Origin of the sequence: Pseudolactococcus raffinolactis NBRC 100932 (assembly GCF_001591765.1) — a bacterium.
Taxonomy (GTDB): domain Bacteria; phylum Bacillota; class Bacilli; order Lactobacillales; family Streptococcaceae; genus Pseudolactococcus; species Pseudolactococcus raffinolactis.
Map to the genome: position 1 here is coordinate 1 of NZ_BCVN01000022.1, position 20,248 is coordinate 20,248.

The window sequence follows — 20,248 nt, forward strand, 5'->3', positions numbered from 1 at the left end:
TTCCTCGTTGTATCTCGTTATGAATCGTTTGAGGGGATTTACCAAGACGATAAGCGATTTCTCGATTACTGATTTTTTCCTTATTGTGCCAACGTTCAATAAGGAGACGTTCTGACTCTGTTAAATGCTTACCTTTTGAAGTATAATTGTTTTGCATCATGAAACCTTTCGACTTTGTTTTCTAGCAACTACAAGTCTAACATTTCAGGGTGCTTTTTCATTCTCTCAAGGTGGCTAACTTCATTTTACAATTTGCGAAGGAATTAAAACAACAATCAGAAAGATGGCAAAGGCAGGCAAAACAAATGGAAAGAACCATTTTTTATATAATTTTGACATTAAACTCTCCTTGATTCAGTTCGAACATCACTAGAAGATACGAAAGATAAGCTGATAAGGCTGATAAACTTGAACACCCGTACTGCGTTAGACAATACGGGTAGCCAAGACTGCTTTAGCAGTAACATTTAATTATTGACCACTTTGTTCCTTGAAGTCCACCCAAGTTTTAACTGATTTATCGACATAATCGTCGTAGTCTTTTTCGGTCCATTTTTCTTTCGTCATGTAGTTTTTCTTCAAGAAATCACCAATGGTATCATTGAATGAACCTGGTGTGCCATCAAATGGATTGCCAAGTGTCGGACCTGCTGCGACATAAGCTGCAACTGCATTATTAAGTTTATTTGGCGATGTTGTGTCTTTCAAATCGTTATACATGATAAAACCAGCCTCTTCTTTGAGGAATTTTTTACCACGGTCAGACGTATAAAGCCAAGCAAGGAAGTCAGCTGCAATCTCTTGTTGTTTTTTGCTTGCTTGTTTATTGATGATAAAGTAGTTTGGTACGAAGGCTGGAATTGTTGTATTAAAAAGTTTCGGATCTCGTTCTTTGATTTTGATGTCACTATTTTGGACTGGCCATTTTACTGGAATCAAATCCATCGTGTCAATGATGCCTTTATCAAGTTTTAAAAGGTTCGGATAAATCCAGTTTCCTTGTTTTAAGAATAAACCTTTATGTGCGACAAAGTTTGCGAGTGATGCATCATAGCTCCCCGTAGCACTATCAATAAAATCTGGTCCGCGTTTAACGGCACCATTTTTACCGGCCATGTAAGAATATTCAAAGTCTAGTCCTTTGATTTCAGATTTGAGGGCTGCTTTTGCATCTTTAATGCCTTCATCACCTTTGGCATAGTAAGCTGCAGATACATTTTCAAAGACTGTATTGAGTGGGAATGATACCCAGTGGTTTTGGTAAGTCCAAAGTTCAGCGCCAGATTCAACGAAAACACCATTCAATTCTTTTGCTAACCCTTTTTTCTCAGCTACAAAAGTATAAGGATGACCATTAACAGTAACGGTAGAGACTGTACCTTCTTTGATGTAAGTATCAACTGCTTTGACAAAATTTTGCCACGATATATAGTCAGGTTCAGCTTTCAAGTCTGCTAACAAGGTATCTGTATCGCCAACAAACAAATCTTTCAAGACATTTTTATCAACTTGATAACCATAGCCTTCGATATTATAAGGCAAGCCGAAGTTTTCGCCGTTTTTAGCTGTTAAACGTTGGGCTGCAGGAATCTCATCTGCCAATTTTTTAAGTTTAGCATTATCAATTTTATTGATATCTTGCATATAATCGCCTGAATCAGGTCCCCAGTTAGTGAGGGTACCTGATGAGAAGATAGTCGGTGGTGTTTTAGAGCCAAATTCTGTCGTTTGGACTTCATTACCATTGGTTGTTCCAACAGATAAAGTATAAGTTTTAACCTTAATATTATTTTCTTTACCGTATTCTTCTACAACTTTTTTGAGTGGGTCAGCGATTTCTCCCTTGCCATTAAAGACGTATAAGAAATCATCTCCACCACCTTTTGAACCTGTATTACCACATGCTACCAATGACGTTACTGCTGCCACTGTCAGCAAACCTAAACCTAACTTTTGCCATTTTTTCATTCTAATTCTCCTTAAAAATACGAATGGTAATTATCACAAATATTACATCTAAACTTTTCTGTCAACCGTTTTCATAAACCGCGAGATTTTATCCTTGTTTCATTTCTATCCTGCTAGCTGAGATAGAATTGAGCTGTCGTTTAAAATTCTGAAAACTGTTTCTGAATCTCCTCTCCATCAATTTTGCAAACGTTTTCATTTGCTTATAGATGAATTTTACTATACTTTCATTTTTATATCAACCCTTTTCATATATTTTATTGATAAACTCAAACTAGGTCAAAAAGTAGAAATTGTATCTCTCCATCCTCTGTCCCCATTTAAATAACGTGTTTTTTATAAAATATGCCACTAACTATTCTTTACTGCCATCATCTTACTATCATACTATATCATTAAAAACTTGAAATTTATTATTTTAAATATCTTTTCAAAAGACAGCATCCTAGTTTTACTGTTGATACTTTTATTTCAAATTATTTATTTCAGAAAAAAACCATTATTATGATAAACGTTTTCATATTTGATTCTAAAAAAACAGCTGAAAATCTCAGGCTGTTCCTCTGATAATTAATTTTGTATTTAACTCTGGCCTTTCCGGGTGTTCACGGTGTTCAATATTAGCAATTATAAGCGCCGCCACATACTCACCCATCTCTTTTATCGGTTGCCTAACAGTTGTCAATCCTGGATACAAGGCCTCCGCAATCGGTTGGTCATCAAAGCCAATTATCGCTAGAGTTTCCGGTACTTTAATATTCAATAGATGACATTGACTTAGAATCCCTGAGGCGACTTCATCGCTGATAACTAAAAGCGCATCAGGTCGCTCCTCTCCTAGGGCTAAAACATCTGTTAACGTACTTTTTCCGTCGCTAATCGTTAGCCGTCTCGGAAAGATATAATTTGAATTTGGTTCAATATCAAACTCTTTCAGTGCCTGCACATACCCTTCAAAACGTGGATCTACAGGTAACATACTCCCTCTGTTACCTGTCACATAGCCGATTTTCCGATGGCCTTTAGAAAGCAAATAATAGGTTGCCTCATAGGTCGCCTTTTTTTCGTCAACATGAATCAGTGCGATATTTTGCTCACCTAAATAACGATTGCAGACAACAATTTTTCCCGCCTCAATGAGTTTTAAGACTTCTGGGCTATCATCATCAAGACTGGTCATGATTAAGCCATCCAGCTGACGTTTTTTCAGCAACTCGATAAATTTTTTTTCACGCTCAGGTTCTTCCAATGTCTGCAAAATAACAATCTGGTACCCGACTTGATAAGCCGCTTTCTCAATTGCATCAACCAAGTAAGTAAAAAAAGGATTGATTACAAAGGAGATAATCACACCTATCAATTTTGTTCCTTTGCCTCTCAGCTGTTGGGCAACATTGTTGGGATAATAATCCAATTCCTTCATGGCATCAAAGATTTTCTTCTTTGTCTTATCGGAAACATAAGGATGATCATTTATCGCTCTGGAAATGGTTGTAATCGAATAGCCCGTTTTTTCAGCAACATCGCTTATTTTTGTCATCTTGCTTTACCTATTTTTCTATGCAATCATCTGTGTACTCTATCTTTACTATTATAACGAAAAAAAAGCGAAAAGTCTCTTTTTATCTGATAGCGCTCCCATCTTAATATAAAAAAACGCTGCTAACGTTCTTTACATTTGATTTACTGCCATTCTTCCGCTAAAATACGGTCGATAGCATAAGCCACACCGTTGTCAATATTCGTCACTGTCTCATATTTGGCAATTGTCTTAACTTCTGCTTCAGCATTTGCCATCGCGATACCAACACCCGCCGCTTCAATCATGCTCATGTCGTTGAAATTGTCGCCTAGCGCTGCAACATTTGACAAGGGAAGGTTTAGTAACTCTGTCACTTTTTGGAGTGATCGACCTTTTTGAGCCGACTCATGATTAACTTCAATGTTATTGGCACCTGATGAGGTCACTGAAAGATTTGTAATCTGTGATAATTCTTCTTTAGCCAACAACAACGCAGGATCATCAATCTGACCCATCGCGAAGATTTTCAAAACCGTCACCTCAGGATTTTCCAGAACCTCTTTGAAATCAGCCACGAAGTTAATTGGCAAGGTAGTCATGTGACTTTCTGCAATCTCAATGGCTTCAGCTTCTGATAAATTAGGTGATGTACTTTTTAGCCAGTGTGCCACACTAGCAATCCGATCGTCAATATTTTCTGTATAGCCACCATGATCTGTAAAGAGCTCAAAGTAAATCTGATGATGACGTAATATTGACATTGTTAAAGCAAGTTTTTTCTTTTCAATACCAACGGTAAAGATATTTTGACCATTTTCATCAAAAATTTGCGCACCGTTTGATGTAATATAGCGGCATTTAATCCCAGCAGCTTGCAAAATTGGCTGTGCTTCTTCAATTGAGCGACCAGTTGCAACTACAAACTCAAGCCCTGCTGCCTGTACCTTTTTGATTGCTGCAATATTTTCTGATGAAATTTCCATACTATCATTGAGCAGTGTGCCATCCATATCTGATACAATAAGTTGAATCATGTCTCTTTCTTTACCACCATTCCTTAAAATTCTGTTTATTCAAATTAACTTGTAAACGTTTCCCCTTAATTTTAACATATTTTACACTGATTTTTGGTAAAATAAAGATATGAAAAAATATGAAATAATTTTACACGATTTGGAATACAAAATAAAAAATAAGACTTATCAGGAAAACGATCTCCTACCTAGTGAAAATGAATTGGTCAAAATCTACTACGCCAGTAGAGCAACGATTCGCCAAGCGCTGAAAATTTTGGAAGAAAAGGGGTTAATTCAGAAACAAAAAGGGCGAGGCTCTGTGGTTATTGCTTCTAGCAAACTTAATTTTCCGATTTCTGGCTTAACCAGCTACAAGGAACTACAAAATTCACTCGGATTTGAAAGTGTCACTGAAGTCATCAAATTTGACAAAATCACAGTTGACAGTGAACTTGCTGCAAAAACACTTTTTGAAATCGGAATCCCTGTGTGGCGTATCATACGCGTTCGTAAGATTGACGGTGAAGCCGTCGTGCTTGATCATGACTTCGTCAAATATGATATTTGTCCCAATATGACCAAAACAGATGTCGCTTATTCACTCTACGACTACCTTGAAAAAAAGCTGAAAATTGAGATTTCCTTCGCTCAGAAAGAAATTACCATTGATTTCGTTAATGACGAAGATCGGCAACTCTTGGACCTGAATCTCTTGGACCGCCATATCGTCAGTGTCAAAAGCCATGTTTTTCTCAATGATGCAAGCGTCTTTCAATACACGGATAGTCGACATCAAGTTGATAAATTCCGGTTCACTGAATTTGCCAGACGGCAAAAACGTTGAATTTGCTTTAACTTTAGTAAGATTGACTAAAGTTTGCTACTTTTTTTACAATTTCCGATTCACTATTTTTGCAATCGCTTTCTTTATGGTTTATAATAAGTGTGGTATTATTAATACTCATGTGCTTAAATAATGCACAATTTTAAAAATTATCGGATCCAGACGGAGGTGAAACGATTACTTTTAATTAAGCTTCAGCAACAAAATTTGTTCAGATGACCTTGTCATCTCGGGCCATGTCATCAAAAATAAAAGAGGCCACTCAGACAGTGACGATGAGTCAAATTTGTCTACGGACAACTGATTTTCATCACAATCTGTCTCATGTTAAACGTATCAAGTGCACCTCTAAAAAAGAAAAGGAAACCTACTACCTATGAAAACAGTTATTATTGGTTCAAACCACGCAGGAATCGCTGCTGCCAATACACTCCTTGACAATTACCCTGGCACTGAAGTTGTCTTGATTGACCGCAATACAAACCTTAGTTACCTAGGCTGTGGTACAGCACTTTGGGTTGGCCGTCAAATTGATGGTTATGAAGATCTCTTCTACACAAATGAAGCAACTTTCCGTGAAAAAGGCGCTAAAATTTTCATGGAGTCAAGTGTGACGAGTATTGATTTCAATGAAAAAATCGTTCACTTTGAAAATAAAGCTGGTGAAAAATCTGAAGAAAGCTACGATAAATTAATTTTGGCGACTGGTAGTAAACCAATCATTCCAAATATTCCAGGCAAAGACCTCGAAGGATTGCACTTCTTGAAACTTTTCCAAGAAGGCCAAGAAGTTGACCGCGATATGTCACGTGATGATGTTCAAACTGTTGCCGTTATCGGTGCTGGCTACATCGGCGTTGAGATTGCTGAAGCGGCTAAACGTCGTGGAAAAAACGTCCTCCTCTTTGACGCCATGCCAACGTCTCTCGCGTCTTACTACGACCCTGAATTCACACAACACATGGACAAAAACCTTGAAGCAAACGGGATTGAGCTCCATTTTGGTGAACTCGCAACTGAATACAAAGGCGATAAACGCGTTGAACAACTCGTGACTGATAAAGGCACTTACGATGTTGACATGGTCATCAATGCTATCGGTTTCACAGCGAATTCAGATCTCGGTAAAGACCATTTGGAAACTTTCCGTAATGGTGCTTACCTTGTAGATAATCATCAAAAAACAAGCGACGACAGCGTTTATGCTGTTGGTGACTGTGCGACAATCTACTCAAACGCGCTTGAAGCGACGACTTATATCGCGCTTGCAACAAACGCTGTACGTAGCGGTATCATTGCGGGTCATAATGTTGGCGGTACTGAACTAGATGCCATTGGTGTACAAGGCAGTAACGGTATCTCAATCTTTGGCTATAACATGGTATCAACAGGTCTTTCTGTCGCAGCTGCTAAAAAAGCTGAAATTGACGTTGACTACACTGACTACGAAGACTTACAAAAACCTGGTTTCATCAAGGAAAATGCACCGGTTAAAATCCGTATCGTCTACGAAAAATCATCACGTCGTATCGTTGGCGCACAACTTGCGTCGACTGAGGATATCTCAGCTAACATCCACATGTTCAGCTTGGCAGTCCAAGAACACGTGACGATTGATAAATTGAAACTATTGGACATCTTCTTCTTGCCACATTTCAACCAACCTTATAACTACATTACAATGGCTGCCCTTCGCGCTAAGTAATGAACTGAAAAACATCTGACAGATGAGCACTTGACTATCGTCGGGTGTTTTTTGATGTCAGCCATTCAATACTTAATTTGACAGGTACAAAAAAAGAACCTCTAACAGATTCTGATTTTAAAATTCCATTTAATCAATGCCGATTTCTTGGCGAACAACATTGACAATGGTATCAACATAATCATCAACTTCTTTGTCTGTTGGTGCTTCTGCCATAACACGTAACAAAGGTTCTGTCCCACTCGGGCGAACAAGAATACGACCATTACCTGCCATTTTTTCTTCCATCTTAGCGATGACTTCTGCAATGGCAGGGACTTCCATGGCTTTCGATTTCATACTATTTTCAACACGCACATTGACAAGTTTCTGAGGGTAGATCGTCACTTGTGCTGCTAATTCTGATAGTTTTTTACCAGTTTCACGCATGACTTTGACAAGTAAAATCGCTGAAGCTTGGCCATCACCAGTCGTGTTATTATCTAGGAAGATGATATGACCTGACTGCTCGCCACCAAAGTTATAGTCGTTTTTCTTCATTTCTTCAACAACATAACGGTCACCAACGGCTGTAATCACACTATTGATACCTGCAGCTTCCAAAGCTTTATGGAAACCGAGATTGGACATAACAGTCGTCACAACTGTGTCCTGAGCTAACAAACCCTTTTCATGCAAGTGTTTCGCAACGATGAACATAATCTTATCACCATCAACAATGGCACCTGTTTCATCTACGGCAATAAGGCGGTCGCCATCTCCATCAAAAGCTAATCCTAAATCTGAGCCATTCGCAACGACTGCTTTTGCCAGATTCTCTGGATGAGTAGAGCCAACACCTAGGTTAATATTTAGACCATCAGGGTTTTCACCAATCACGTTGATTGTCGCAGATAGGTCACTAAAAACCGTACGAGCACTTGTATACGTCGCACCGTTAGCGGTATCAAGGGTGATTTCGAAACCATCAAAACTACCTTCTGCTGTATTTTTCAAAAATTCATCGTACTTTCGAACTGCTTCTGCATAGTCATGCAGAATACCAAGACCTTGCGCTGAAGGACGTGGCAAGGTATCACTTTCAGCATCTAACAAAGCTTCAATTTCAAGTTCTTGACTGTCTTCTAGTTTGAAGCCATCTGCCCCAAAGAATTTGATGCCATTATCCAAGGCTGGATTATGGCTAGCAGAGATCATGACTCCCGCTGATACACCATCTTTTTTCACCAGATAGGCGACACCAGGTGTAGCAATGATACCGAGGTCATAAACTTCAATCCCGACACTCAAAAGTCCTGAAATCAATGATGACCCTAACATTTGACCTGAAATCCGCGTATCACGCGCAACGTAAACCTTCGGCGTGCCAATCTCATGTTGCGAGAGCACATAGCCACCAAAGCGACCGAGTTTGAAGGCTAATTCTGGCGTTAGTTCAACATTTGCCTCACCACGTACACCATCAGTTCCAAAATACTTACCCATGTTTTTATCTCATTTCCAATTATTTTTTGCTATATCTATTATAACTTACTTTTTATTTTATCACCATCATTACCTATTTTTTAACAGGGGTAACCGTCACATCAATCACATTTGGTGAAATCGTCACATTATCTTGTGATAGCGGGACTTTGATTGTTGTCTCTTTTGTAATGTTGGCCACATTAATATTAGCGGTGATGCTGGAGATTTCATCGATGAATTTTTGCTCACCTGAAATAGTTGCTGTATCTTTAGACAGTTTGAAGTTATAACTTGCGATACTATCATCTTTTTTACCCGTAATCTTACCGACTATCGGAACATCTTTGTGTGGTAATTCGACATCCACTTTCATATTGACAGAGGTTGGCGATAGTTTTGCCGGCAATACTTTACCTGCCTTATCGATTGCTTGCAGATAGACTTTACCCGAGTAATTGTTATCCAAAATAACGTCACTCGGCAGAATTGCTTGCACCTTATCAATCTGTGTGATAATAGAAGCACCAGAGGTTACTTTAACTGTATTTTTATCAATGCTGACATTTTTTAGTTGGTAGCCTTCTGGCAACAACTTGAGAGAGACAACAGGCGTGATGTCAAAGGTCTTTTCTGCTTTTTTCTCCACTGTCACTGAGATATTACCTGGATCCACTTGAGCATTGACACCTGTTGCTAACTCAACAACTCTAACGGGTACTTCAACTGTTCCTTCTTTGACTTTCGTCAAGTCGACGACGAGATGGAAACTACGCGTATCTGGCGATTTTTCTGCATTAAGTCGAACTAAATTATAGGAGGTCAAATAAACATTAGCACTGCCGTCAAAGCCAGAAACGAAGTACTTATCATGATCATATTTCAGCTCAATCGGAACATCATATAAGGTTGTTGAATGTGTTTCTGAGGCATTGGTTCGGTCATTAGAATTTTTCAATAAGACAGCATTGGCATTGAAAAATAGTACAATAGCAAAGAATAAACTGACGAGAACATAGATAAATTTTGATGACACGAAATCTTTATTTTTCATTTGCTTGACCTCTCTTTGTCTTCAATTTCTTCAAGAGTCTGTCTCGTTTTTTAGGTTTAGTAGTATCTTCTAGATTTTTGATCAAAAAGTCATGAAACTCACTTTTAGAGAGGTCAGAGTAAAATTCACCATTTTTAGTAATCGATAGGCCTCCTGTTTCTTCAGAAACAATCAGGGTAATGGCGTCTGATACTTCAGAGATCCCTATCGCCGCACGGTGACGGGTTCCAAATTCCTTAGAAATCTTACCATTTTCGGTTAGGGGTAAGTAGGCTGACGTCACCGCAATCTTGTCCCCTTGAATGATGACTGCTCCATCATGCAAGGGGGTATTGGGAATGAAGATGTTAATGAGCAACTCTGCGGTGATATCGGCGTCCAGTTTAATCCCGGTCGAGATGTACTCTTCCAGTGTTTGAGACTGCTCGATAACAATTAGTGCACCAATTTTTCGCTCGCTCATGTAGTCGAATGATTTTTCATAGGCTTTAATGTTGCTCGATTGCTTCTTCTTATCATCTAATAAGCTAAAACTAAAAATATTTGTGGTGCGCCCAAGACTTTCAAGACCACGACGAATTTCTGGTTGAAAGACGATAACAGCCGCGATCACCCCATAAGTAATGACTTGGTTCAGGAGCCACTCGAAAGTCCCTAGCCCCAGCCAACCGCTGATGATTTTGAGCATGATAAATAAGAGGACACCGCGCACCAATGTCATCAATTTGGTTCCTTGCACGCTTCGCAAGGCGCTATAAATCAAAAAGGTAATCAAACTGATATCGACGATGGCGATAAAAAGGCGCCACGGCGTCAGATTCAGCTGAATTATTTCCTGCCAAGACTGCAGGTTAAAAATCTGATTAAAATCATTCATGTTTCAATTTTACCATTTTTGACTTTTTTTAACAGGGAAAAGGGTTAATTCTATTTAAATTATTAACTAAGACGCATGAAAATAGATCCTCAGGTTTCCCATGATAAAATCCCTAGAAAATGGTGTCTGCGCTTTTCAGGTGGTGCTGCTTCAAATTTAGCAACGTAAGTCTCACTGATCGCTTCTGATCGTTGGGCGACTGTTAAAAGGAAGTCTTGAATATCAGACAGTTCAACTGCCTGGCCATAATTACTATCACGGCTAAGCTTAAACAAGGGGATTTGATAGTCTTGAAACCAGTTTATCTTGGGATTCTCTAAGGGACTTTCCAAATAAATCAAACCATCAATCCTTCGAGAAAGTTTGCCCATGTCTTCTGCTGCCAACATATGATTGTAGCCAAACAAAAGCCTGATATCATAATCAGCTTTGGGATGAAATTGATAGAGCGTATCTAGACCATATTTTTCCTGTACAACTCTTAATCCCATCTCTTCAAAGGACTGAATCAATTGCTTGGCACAATCACCCTTTCGATCCAACCCATTTAACAAAAGCTCAATATTTTTATCAGCATTTTTGGTCTCGATCAAGGTAGCTGACAAATATGAACGTTCCAAATCCAAGGCGACAAGTTCATCTAATAAATCACCAGCTGCCTGTGCACCAGTACTGTCCCAAATATTTTCTTGTCAATTAATTTGATGATAATCGGATAGTCCTTCAATATCTCTTGTTTTAAAGGCAATAGATAAGCCACTTGAGGCGCTATTAAAATAACATCAATCAATTGATTGAGATCGAAAGCATTCTCAGGGCGGATGATTTCAATCCCGCCATAGATAAGTATCAAGTCATACTTTTCTCGATAAATGGTCTCTCTCGCCATAACAGTATCTAAATGCGCTGACCTTACTTTTAAAGCGGGATAGGTTGCTTCCAGTGCGGTCACCATTTTGATACAAAATAGACTGGATGACATCCCACCTGAACAACAAATATAAACAAACATTTTTCACCCAATCCTCTTTCATTAATTTGAAATCATTTTCTAATCTTTATTATAACATAGGACTAGACCACCGACAAATGATAGTTGCAATGAATTTGACAGTGAACAAAAAACACCATTCAGTCATTGAACGATGTTTAATATGTTAATTTCCTGTGCGTTTTGCGGCACGTTCCGCACGTTTGGCAGCCCGGCGAGCTTCTGCTTCAGGGTCTTTTTCACGTTTTGGACGTTCTACTTTGACCGAAGTAACAAGGACTGGTTGTTCACCTTTAGCCTTAGCTTCCTTGGCTAGGAATTTATCTAAGTCACCAGACATTCTGGCATAACGAACAAATTTCCGTCGTGCATCTGCGGTTGTTTTATCAAACAAGGCTTGCGCTGCTTCTGGTTTGATTCGTTGCAGACTTGCAAATCGGACTTGTTGGGTCATGAACTCTGTCATTTTATCAAAATCAGGTTTCTTAAAATCAAGCGTGAGGGGATTTTTCCCTATATCTTCCAAGTTTGGATTATAGCGGTAAAGTTGCCAATAACCAGACTCAACAGCTTCTTTGGCTTCTCGGATGGTTTGTGACATGCCACCGCGTAAACCATGTGAGATACATGGTGTATAGGCGATGATGATGGACGGACCATTATGGCGTTCTGCTTCTTCAAAAGTCTTAATCGTTTGCATTTTATTAGCACCTGAGGCGATTTGTGCGACATAGACATTACCATAGGTCATGGCCATGAAACCTAGGTCTTTTTTGGCTGCGGCTTTCCCTGCTGCTGAGAATTTCTCAATCGCAGAGCGTGGTGTCCCTTTAGAGACTTGACCACCGGTATTGGCATAGACTTCATTATCCATGACGAGCATGTTCACATCAGCACCTGAAGCGATGACATGATCAATCCCACCAAAACCAATATCGTAAGCCCAACCATCGCCACCAATCATCCATTGGGTCGGTTTGACAAACTGATCTTGACGCGCTCGAATACTGTCAAACTCTGAACCTAAGTCTGCTAAGACACTCTTGAGTTTTTCAGCGCGTTGACGTGTGCCTTCTGATTCGTCTTTATGGTCAATCCAGTCTTGCATCAGGGCTCTTGTTTCATCTGGTACTGGTACGTCATTAAGCAGAGTTGTCAAATCCTTGGCTAACTTTGTGCGGCGCGCTTGCGACGCCAACCACATACCATATCCGAATTCCGCATTGTCCTCCAAAAGGGAGTTAGACCAAGCAGGGCCTTGACCGGCATCGTTTGTTGTGTAAGGGCTGACAGGTGCTGCGCCACCCCAGATAGAGGAGCAGCCAGTAGCATTGGCGATCATCATGCGGTCACCAAACATTTGTGTGAGGAGTTTAACGTAAGGCGTTTCGCCACAGCCGGCACAGGCGCCTGAGAATTCGAGTAATGGCGTGTTGAACTGTGTGCCAATAACAGTGTTGGCCTTGGCTGGATTAGCTTTGGTTTTCAGCGTCATCGAGAATGCCCAGTTTGCAGCTTCCGCACGGACTTCTTCGTAAGGTTTCATTTCGAGCGCTTTACCTTTGGCTGGACAAGCCTCAACACAGAGACCACAACCGGTACAGTCTTCTACAGAAACTTGGATGCGATACATAAGGCCATCTGCGCCACGATAATCTTTAACGAGATAACCTTCTGGCGCTTCGTTGACTTCATCTTCATCCAGCAAGAAAGGTCGAATTGCTGCATGTGGGCAGACAAAGCTACACTCGTTACACATGGTACATTTGTCAACATCCCAGACGGGTACTTCTAAGGCAACACCACGTTTTTCAGAGGCGGTTGTGCCAAGTGGCATGCGACCATCTGTCATATTGTTATCTATTAAATCCCCAACTGACAGGTTATCACCTTCTTGCGCATTGACGTTATTGACGATTTGGAAGACATATTTCTTCACTTTTTCACCGCCAACTTCAATAGCTTGGGGTTCTTTGGCCGTTGCCCAATCCGCTGGTATGGTCACTTTATGCAAGCCATCCACTGCCAAATTCATTGCCTGCCAGTTTTGCTCAACAATCTTCATGGATTTTCGGGCATAACTGTCATGCGCATCTTTTTTGAGAATACTAAAGACATCATCGAATGGCATGATTTGTGATAATTTGAAGAAACCAACTTGCATGGCGGTGTTAATCCGTCTACCCAGGCCAGCTTTCCCCGCAATTTCAACGGCATTCATGGTATAGAATTGAATGTCATTTTCAGCGAGATAACGTTTCATTCGACTAGGCAGATGATGATCAAGCTGCTCATCCGTCCAGACCGTATTGAGCAGGAATGTGCCACCTTTTTTAAGGCCTTTTAGGACATCATATTGATGGACATAACTGGCTGTTGACAGGCTGACAAAATCGGCGTGTTGAATCATATAGGTAGATTTAATCGGTGTATCACCAAAACGCAAGTGACTGACTGTCAAACCACCAGATTTTTTAGAGTCATAGGCAAAAGCACCTTGAACGTATTTATCTGTATGGTTACCGATAATTTTAATGGCTGATTTATTAGCACCAACAGTGCCATCAGAACCAAATCCCCAGAACTTGGCTTGGAAGGTTGAACTTGGTGTCAAATCAAGCGAGGGTCCCATATCAAGTGACAAATTTGTCACATCATCTGTGATTCCGATTGTAAACCGTTTTTTAGGTGCGTCTTTTGTCAATTCATCAAAAACAGCAACGATTTGACCTGGTGTCGTGTCTTTGGCCCCAATCCCATAACGGCCACCGATCACCTTGATGCTGCTTGCTTGATCAAATAAAACTGACTTGACATCTAGATAAAGCGGTTCGCCATCAGCACCTGGTTCTTTGGTTCTATCCAAGACGGCAATTTTTGTTACTGTTTTAGGGAGTTTTTCAAGGAAATTTTCTGCTGGAAACGGGCGATACAGATGCACATTTAAGAAACCAGTCTTGCGACCTTGCGAATTTAGATAATCTACTGTCTGCTCGATCGTTTCACCAACAGAGCCAATTGATACAATTACTTCTGTCGCATCTTTTGCTCCATAATAATTGATCAAATCATAATCTGTGCCACGCAAATCATTAATCTTGCCCATGTATTTTTGGACAATCGCTGGCACTTTATCATAGTAACGATTGGTCGTTTCACGCTGTTGGAAATGGATGTCAGCATTCTGATTAGTCCCCGAAACGGTCGGGTGATCAGGATTCATGGCTCTATCACGAAATTCTTGCAGCTTTTCTTGATTGATGAGTTGACCCAGATCCGCATAATCTAAAACCTCAATTTTTTGTAGTTCATGTGAGGTTCTGAATCCATCAAAAAAGTTCATAAATGGCACAGAAGCTTCGATCGTCGCTAAATGTGCCACAGCTGACAAATCCATGACTTCTTGAACAGAAGACTCTGCCAACATGACATACCCCGTTGCACGCGCGCTCATGACATCAGACTGATCACCAAAAATATTAAGAGCATTGGTCGACACCGCACGCGCAGCCACATGAATTACGCTAGGGAGTAATTCCCCTGCGATTTTATACATGTTTGGCAGCATCAATAGTAAGCCCTGAGACGCTGTATAGGTCGTCGCAAGTGCACCTGCTTTGAGTGCCCCGTGAATAGCTCCCGCGGCGCCAGCCTCAGACTGCATTTCACTAATCGAGACCGTATCGCCCCAAATATTTTTCCGCCCTGCAGCCTGCCACTCGTCTGTGTATTCTGCCATGGGACTAGATGGTGTGATCGGATAGATGGATGCAACTTCTGTGAAGGCATAAGCCACATGTGCCGCTGCCATGTTCCCGTCCATTGTTTTACGCATGTTTACCTCTTTCTGTGATGTTAAAATCAGGTCTATGAGTATGCTTACTTTGACTAAGTTATACTTTTCTATTCTAACACTTTTTTGAGGTAATTTTGAGTTTTTTTAGATTAAAATTTTCCTTTTTTTCATATGTCAAATACCCTTGACATATTGATAAACCCTTGCTAAATTTGATTTTTCTTGAATATCAGATAAACCCTAAAAATGAGAGTTTGTGACAAATCATCAACCACTGACCAAAAGGCTTTAACCCCCTTGTCATGTTCCTATTCTATTAGAACTGTTTCTTTTTTAGAAAATTTGGCTGTTAATGTATCCCCATTTAGCACCTCGTAGTTTAAATTTCTGTCCCTAGAGATCAGCCTTTCTCTTAAATACCAACCGTCAAACTGACTATTTGGATAAGTTACTGCGCGTAGCTGACTAACATCGCCATAATGTACCGTTAGACTATCACTTAAAACGCTACCATACTCAGGATTTTCAATTTCAATTTTTAAACTACAATAAAGGTGTTCTTCGTAATTTTTTTCTAGCGCCTGTCCTGTTAAACCAATATCTTCAGCCAATAGTGGGACACGTGAGAGGTTAGCATTTTGAAAATCTTTTAATACATAAAGATATTGACCGTCAATTCTTTCCTTGACAATTTTAGTACTTGGGGCCAAACAGAAACTAGGTCGTAAATAATAAGAATCCTTAACAGCCGAAGCGCCTATACCAACATAATCCGTCACTGATCTTGCCAAATTTGAAAAACCATGATCCCTTGCTCCTCTTAACCACCAGACTCTAGCCGTATTATCTTTGGTTCTGGCAATTGCCCTATCGTATCTCTCATCAGTGAAATACTTAATCTCTTGTTCATCACTCGTGGCAAAATAGGCTAGACCGAGTTCTTTTTCAAGTAATAAAAACAGCTTCCGTTTAATTTTCTCTACTTTATCACCTACCTGTACCACATCCTCTGCGCGGATATTTACTGATGTTTCAACTATTTGAGCTCTCAATTTCGAAGGAAATTCATTAATAAAAACCTCGCTAATAAACCTATCTGGAATACCACCAGCATAGTATGAACTCGCATTTTTTTTATTATGTGGTAAAGGTACCTCCAACACATACTTCCGTATTAACAAAACATTACCTTGCTTATAATAATTTTTTGTTAAGACTAAGTAGGGTTCTAGCTTACCATTTTCAGGAATGTAAATGGTATACCCTAGCCGCTTATCACTATCATATGCCAAGTCTTTTAAAGTTTTTGGGGCTTTAGGCGGAATCAAATTTGGTTGCTTGATGAGCAACATAATCATTGAACTTAAGCCTAAAATCAGAAAGATAAAAATAAGGATTCTTTTAATTTTCATTTTCAGCTCCATTACTTGCAGAGAATTTAGCAACTACCTTTTCATTTTGCATGAGTTGATAAGTTAAAGTCTGCTCACGAGAAATCAACTTATCTCTCATGTACCAACCGTCAAACTGACCATCTGAAAAGGTTTTGGCTCGCATTTGTACACTTCCTCCTTGAGGCGCCGTCAGACTATCACTCAGAACACCACCATACTGTGGGTTCTTAATATCAACTTCCATGCCGTAATAGAGATATTTTTCGTAGTATCTTTCTAGATCATGCCCCGTTAAGCCGATGTCTTCAGCCATAAGATCAGCTCGAGGATAGTTTTGAGCTTGAAATTCTTTTAAAACATAAAGCTCTTGACCTTTGATCTTTTCTTTGGCAATCTTGGTATCTGGAGAGAGGCAAAAGCTAGGGCGTAAGTACATCGGGCTCATGACATTTGCATAATCAACATAGCCATTGTCCATAACGACAGAGGCATAATCCAATCTTCTATGATAGTCTCCTCCTCGTAGCCACCATAAACCATGTACACCATTTTTTTTAGATGCAATCGCTCGATTAAATTTGTCTTCTCTAAAATATTTCAATATTTCTTCATCACTTACGACAAAGTCTGCATCGCCTAATTCTTTTTCTAGTAGTGTAAATATTTTTCTATTTATTTTTTCTGACTTTTTATGGGATAGTACTGATTTTTTATCAGTTATATTAATTGTTGTCTTTGCAATCTGATATTGCAACACCTTCGGAAATTCTTGAATAAAAAGCTCATTCATAAATCGATCTGGAATACTGGCTGCATAATAAGAATTTACATGCGCTTCATTATGTGGTATTGCTGCTTCAACCAAATACTTCCGTATTAACAAAACATTACCTTGACCATAATAATTTTGGGTTAAGACCAAGTAGGGCTCTAGCTTCCCATTTTCAGGAATGTAAACAGTATACCCTAGTCGTTTATCACGATCATATGCCAGGTCTTTCAATGTTTGAGGTGTTTTAGGCGGGATCAAAGTTGGTAGTTTAACAATAAACACATACAGAGAACTTATGCCTAAAATCAAAAAGATGAAAATAAAGATGCTATTATTTTTCATTTTCAGCTCCATTTTTTGCAGAGAATTTAGCAACTAAGTTACTTTCTGCTATCACTGTATAGTCACATTCTAATTCTTTTGAAATTAATACACCATCTTTATACCAACCATCAAATTGACCCTTTTCATTAGGTATGGCATAAAGCTCTGCTTTATCATTTTCCAATGTGAGTCCACCACCTAAAATCGTACCAAATTTTTCTCCCTCAACTTTCACATTAGTTTTATAGTAAGTTTTCTTTTCTGAAGTATTTTTATTATGCGTTCGATTTTGGACGATTGGGATTGGATCTGTATAATTTTTATCTTGGGAGCGTAGCCAGGCAAGACAAAGTTCTGGTTGATGAGCAGAATTTATGATATTACCGTTAGCAAGCAACGTGATCCCTAAATTTGGATGTTTAATCATAAACTCCCCAATGAGTTCAAGAGCTGTACTACTTAACTCTGTATTATCCTTATCAATTCCTAAGCTTATTCCTAATTTCTCTAGTAATAATCTATCAAAAACTCCTCCTTCAGTAGTTGCTTTTAAATCTACTAGAATTTTAATAATTTCAAGGATTTTTACGTCATTTTTATTGTCTGAGTCACCTAATAATGCAGCGGCCATTTCACGCATACTATTTTGATGATTAGTCACATAGTAATCTCGATTGAGCAATTCTTCTATTGCGAAAGTTTCAATAATTTTTTCTAAATATTCATTTAAAATATGCTTCCGATTATTATCAGTAACAATAAACTTTATACTTGATAGATTAATATTCAAACCTATTTTTTTCCATTTGAAATCATCAATGATATAACCTTTTTGAGTCTCAATTTTTTCAAGTTCTCGAAGCATCCGATCACGCAACAAATAATATCGGCTATTTCCAATTTTTTCCTTCGTTGGTAACTCAGTATCATCTCCATATCTCGAAAATTCGAATTTGCTAGCGTTGGGTGCAACTTTCGTGACAACATCATTCAAATTAACAATGTTTACGATATTATTATGTTTCGCATCTTTTACTCCTGAATTTTCTAGCGCTCCTGCTGGTGGTTCAAAGCAAAAAGCATATAAGTCTGAAGATGCTAGTGTCACTTGTGGCAATTTTCTGCCATTATTTAACTCTCCTACAATCAAATTTGCTGTTGCTGCACCACGACTATAGCCTGTCAGCCAAAGCTTTACTTTTCCCTTGATTTTGTTTTTCTTGATATATGTATCCAAAAAATCTAAAACGTCTTGACTGGCCTTTTCAAAGCCTTGATGTTGGCCTGTTTTCCCCATCGTGACATTACTTGCCCACTCCGCTTCATATCCGCCACCACGGATAGCAAGTGCAATAAGCGTATAATCTTCTTTATCAATTGTGAGTTTTTTCTCTGCTGCGACTGCACCAATTGAATCTTTGGTCGGTTTCACTTTAAAGCCATCATTTGCTTCGAAATGTTCAAAGCCCAATTTTCCAAGCAATTTTTTGGCATTGTCACTCTTTACTAAATAATCATTTTTAGTTGGGCTGGCCCAAGCTGATAACTCCAAATTTAAAGACATCGTGGCTAAACTAGGATTATACGTTGAGGAGTCATTTTGATAAGTACCCCTTGGTTCCTTGAAATAGTCATCAGAGTAATGAAACTGTGTCTGTCCATCCCGATTACCAATTTGAACACCATAATTAAATTGACCCGTTAGAAGCGTTGCATCAGGGCGCTTGTGTTCAAACAAAAAGTCAAGATTATGATTCAGAGTTAAGTCAAAAAAACCATGCGTTTGAATATTTTCAAAAAATTGTTGTGTATGATCTCTTCTAGAATCAGGAACTCGTGACAAATACACCAATGCTCTGATGGCGATATTTGAACTTTTTAATTTATTGGCGTATTCATGCGCTGCATTAGCGTATTTATAACTGTGACTATCCTTACTGTTATAGATACCCTTTTTGAGAGTATCTCCTGTTGTCGGTGCATTATCAGCGATAATGAATAGATTGGCTTTGAGATTAGACTGTTGTTTAGCTAGCGTTTCAGCTGCTTTCAAGCCAGCTGTTAAATTTCTTTCACCTCCTGTTGATAGATTAGCTAATTTTTCACGTATTAGATCTCTGTCTGTTGTCGGCTCAACAAGGATTTGACTGTCATTACCATAGCTCATGACAGCAATTTTGGCTTGCCCACTTTCTTGTGCAAAACGATTGATCAAATCTATCGTCATTTGTTTATCTGCATTTTTCATATTCCCTGATGTGTCAACTAAAAAGATAGTTAGATCATCATCAACTAACTTCATCTTTAGGACTTGCTCATGTTTTTGATTTAGCAGTTCATTGTTAGCGACATCAAGTGCAGCAGTCGTTGTGACAGAAATAAAAAATAATATCCCTGTGAAAATAAGTGTTAGTAATGTTTTCATTTTATTCACCTCCACTTCCTTATACGTAAATAAAGCTTAAATGTTGCAAAAAATTTTTAAAAATTGATACAAAAAAAGTAGCTTTCAAAATGAAAA

Annotated in this window: 15 protein-coding genes; 2 read left to right on the top strand and 13 right to left on the bottom strand. The window is 39.0% G+C overall.

Annotated elements, in window-relative coordinates; all coding sequences use genetic code 11:
• The 4 genes from LRA01S_RS10795 to LRA01S_RS07150 all read right to left on the bottom strand — a co-directional run.
• Positions 1 to 157: helix-turn-helix domain-containing protein (locus LRA01S_RS10795; RefSeq protein WP_156470229.1), on the bottom strand; the 157-nt coding region annotated here is incomplete at its 3' end.
• 314 nt (positions 158 to 471) lie between these two features.
• Positions 472 to 1,968, bottom strand: coding sequence for an ABC transporter substrate-binding protein (locus LRA01S_RS07140; protein WP_061774951.1), 1,497 nt, complete (start codon positions 1,966 to 1,968; stop codon positions 472 to 474).
• Positions 1,969 to 2,518: 550 nt separating this feature from the next.
• Positions 2,519 to 3,508 carry a LacI family DNA-binding transcriptional regulator gene (locus LRA01S_RS07145; protein WP_061774952.1) on the bottom strand — a complete coding sequence of 330 codons (990 nt, stop codon included), beginning with the start codon at positions 3,506 to 3,508 and terminating at the stop codon, positions 2,519 to 2,521.
• Between the two features lie 143 nt (positions 3,509 to 3,651).
• Positions 3,652 to 4,524, bottom strand: coding sequence for a Cof-type HAD-IIB family hydrolase (locus tag LRA01S_RS07150; protein WP_061774953.1), 873 nt, complete (start codon positions 4,522 to 4,524; stop codon positions 3,652 to 3,654).
• A 109-nt stretch (positions 4,525 to 4,633) separates the two neighbouring features.
• Here LRA01S_RS07150 and treR point away from each other — a divergent pair, with 109 nt between their 5' ends.
• Together treR and nox are read left to right on the top strand one after the other, a co-directional pair.
• Entirely contained in the window at positions 4,634 to 5,350 is a 717-nt protein-coding gene (gene treR / locus LRA01S_RS07155; protein WP_061774954.1) for a trehalose operon repressor, read from the top strand.
• Positions 5,351 to 5,726: 376 nt separating this feature from the next.
• The gene (gene nox, locus LRA01S_RS07160; RefSeq protein ID WP_061774955.1) at positions 5,727 to 7,055 is read left to right on the top strand and encodes a H2O-forming NADH oxidase; all 1,329 of its coding nucleotides are present in this window, start codon (positions 5,727 to 5,729) and stop codon (positions 7,053 to 7,055) included.
• A 129-nt stretch (positions 7,056 to 7,184) separates the two neighbouring features.
• Here nox and glmM read toward each other — a convergent pair whose 3' ends face one another.
• From glmM to LRA01S_RS07205, 9 genes are all read right to left on the bottom strand, one after another.
• Complete coding sequence (gene glmM / locus LRA01S_RS07165) at positions 7,185 to 8,540, bottom strand: phosphoglucosamine mutase (RefSeq protein WP_061774956.1); 1,356 nt, start codon at positions 8,538 to 8,540, stop codon at positions 7,185 to 7,187.
• Between the two features lie 73 nt (positions 8,541 to 8,613).
• Complete coding sequence (locus LRA01S_RS07170) at positions 8,614 to 9,573, bottom strand: CdaR family protein (protein ID WP_061774957.1); 960 nt, start codon at positions 9,571 to 9,573, stop codon at positions 8,614 to 8,616.
• Positions 9,563 to 10,450: a diadenylate cyclase CdaA gene (cdaA, locus tag LRA01S_RS07175; RefSeq protein WP_061774958.1), complete on the bottom strand. Its 888-nt coding sequence runs from the start codon at positions 10,448 to 10,450 to the stop codon at positions 9,563 to 9,565. Before cdaA ends, LRA01S_RS07170 begins: the two co-directional genes overlap by 11 nt.
• A gap of 89 nt (positions 10,451 to 10,539) precedes the next feature.
• On the bottom strand, positions 10,540 to 11,070 hold the full coding sequence (locus LRA01S_RS07180; RefSeq protein WP_144259889.1) for a hypothetical protein: 531 nt from the start codon (positions 11,068 to 11,070) through the stop codon (positions 10,540 to 10,542).
• A 20-nt stretch (positions 11,071 to 11,090) separates the two neighbouring features.
• On the bottom strand, positions 11,091 to 11,462 hold the full coding sequence (locus LRA01S_RS07185) for a hypothetical protein (RefSeq protein ID WP_144259890.1): 372 nt from the start codon (positions 11,460 to 11,462) through the stop codon (positions 11,091 to 11,093).
• 145 nt (positions 11,463 to 11,607) lie between these two features.
• Complete coding sequence (gene nifJ, locus LRA01S_RS07190) at positions 11,608 to 15,276, bottom strand: pyruvate:ferredoxin (flavodoxin) oxidoreductase (protein WP_061774961.1); 3,669 nt, start codon at positions 15,274 to 15,276, stop codon at positions 11,608 to 11,610.
• Positions 15,277 to 15,545: 269 nt separating this feature from the next.
• Positions 15,546 to 16,649 (bottom strand): DUF6273 domain-containing protein, encoded by a 1,104-nt coding sequence (locus tag LRA01S_RS07195; RefSeq protein WP_096824064.1) that lies wholly within the window; start codon positions 16,647 to 16,649, stop codon positions 15,546 to 15,548.
• Positions 16,639 to 17,745 carry a DUF6273 domain-containing protein gene (locus tag LRA01S_RS07200; protein ID WP_144259891.1) on the bottom strand — a complete coding sequence of 369 codons (1,107 nt, stop codon included), beginning with the start codon at positions 17,743 to 17,745 and terminating at the stop codon, positions 16,639 to 16,641. Before LRA01S_RS07200 ends, LRA01S_RS07195 begins: the two co-directional genes overlap by 11 nt.
• Positions 17,735 to 20,152: a vWA domain-containing protein gene (locus LRA01S_RS07205; RefSeq protein WP_061774964.1), complete on the bottom strand. Its 2,418-nt coding sequence runs from the start codon at positions 20,150 to 20,152 to the stop codon at positions 17,735 to 17,737. The genes LRA01S_RS07200 and LRA01S_RS07205 overlap by 11 nt, the downstream gene beginning before the upstream one ends.
• Positions 20,153 to 20,248 lie beyond the last annotated feature (96 nt).

What these genes read in the sequence shown, in the direction of transcription:
- LRA01S_RS07140 (WP_061774951.1), bottom strand. Translation starts at nt 1,968, where the DNA reads ATGAAAAAATGGCAAAAGTTAGGTTTAGGTTTGCTGACAGTGGCAGCA.
- LRA01S_RS07145 (WP_061774952.1), bottom strand. Translation starts at nt 3,508, where the DNA reads ATGACAAAAATAAGCGATGTTGCTGAAAAAACGGGCTATTCGATTACA.
- LRA01S_RS07150 (WP_061774953.1), bottom strand. Translation starts at nt 4,524, where the DNA reads ATGATTCAACTTATTGTATCAGATATGGATGGCACACTGCTCAATGAT.
- treR (WP_061774954.1), top strand. Translation starts at nt 4,634, where the DNA reads ATGAAAAAATATGAAATAATTTTACACGATTTGGAATACAAAATAAAA.
- nox (WP_061774955.1), top strand. Translation starts at nt 5,727, where the DNA reads ATGAAAACAGTTATTATTGGTTCAAACCACGCAGGAATCGCTGCTGCC.
- glmM (WP_061774956.1), bottom strand. Translation starts at nt 8,540, where the DNA reads ATGGGTAAGTATTTTGGAACTGATGGTGTACGTGGTGAGGCAAATGTT.
- LRA01S_RS07170 (WP_061774957.1), bottom strand. Translation starts at nt 9,573, where the DNA reads ATGAAAAATAAAGATTTCGTGTCATCAAAATTTATCTATGTTCTCGTC.
- cdaA (WP_061774958.1), bottom strand. Translation starts at nt 10,450, where the DNA reads ATGAATGATTTTAATCAGATTTTTAACCTGCAGTCTTGGCAGGAAATA.
- LRA01S_RS07185 (WP_144259890.1), bottom strand. Translation starts at nt 11,462, where the DNA reads ATGTTTGTTTATATTTGTTGTTCAGGTGGGATGTCATCCAGTCTATTT.
- nifJ (WP_061774961.1), bottom strand. Translation starts at nt 15,276, where the DNA reads ATGCGTAAAACAATGGACGGGAACATGGCAGCGGCACATGTGGCTTAT.
- LRA01S_RS07195 (WP_096824064.1), bottom strand. Translation starts at nt 16,649, where the DNA reads ATGAAAATTAAAAGAATCCTTATTTTTATCTTTCTGATTTTAGGCTTA.
- LRA01S_RS07200 (WP_144259891.1), bottom strand. Translation starts at nt 17,745, where the DNA reads ATGAAAAATAATAGCATCTTTATTTTCATCTTTTTGATTTTAGGCATA.
- LRA01S_RS07205 (WP_061774964.1), bottom strand. Translation starts at nt 20,152, where the DNA reads ATGAAAACATTACTAACACTTATTTTCACAGGGATATTATTTTTTATT.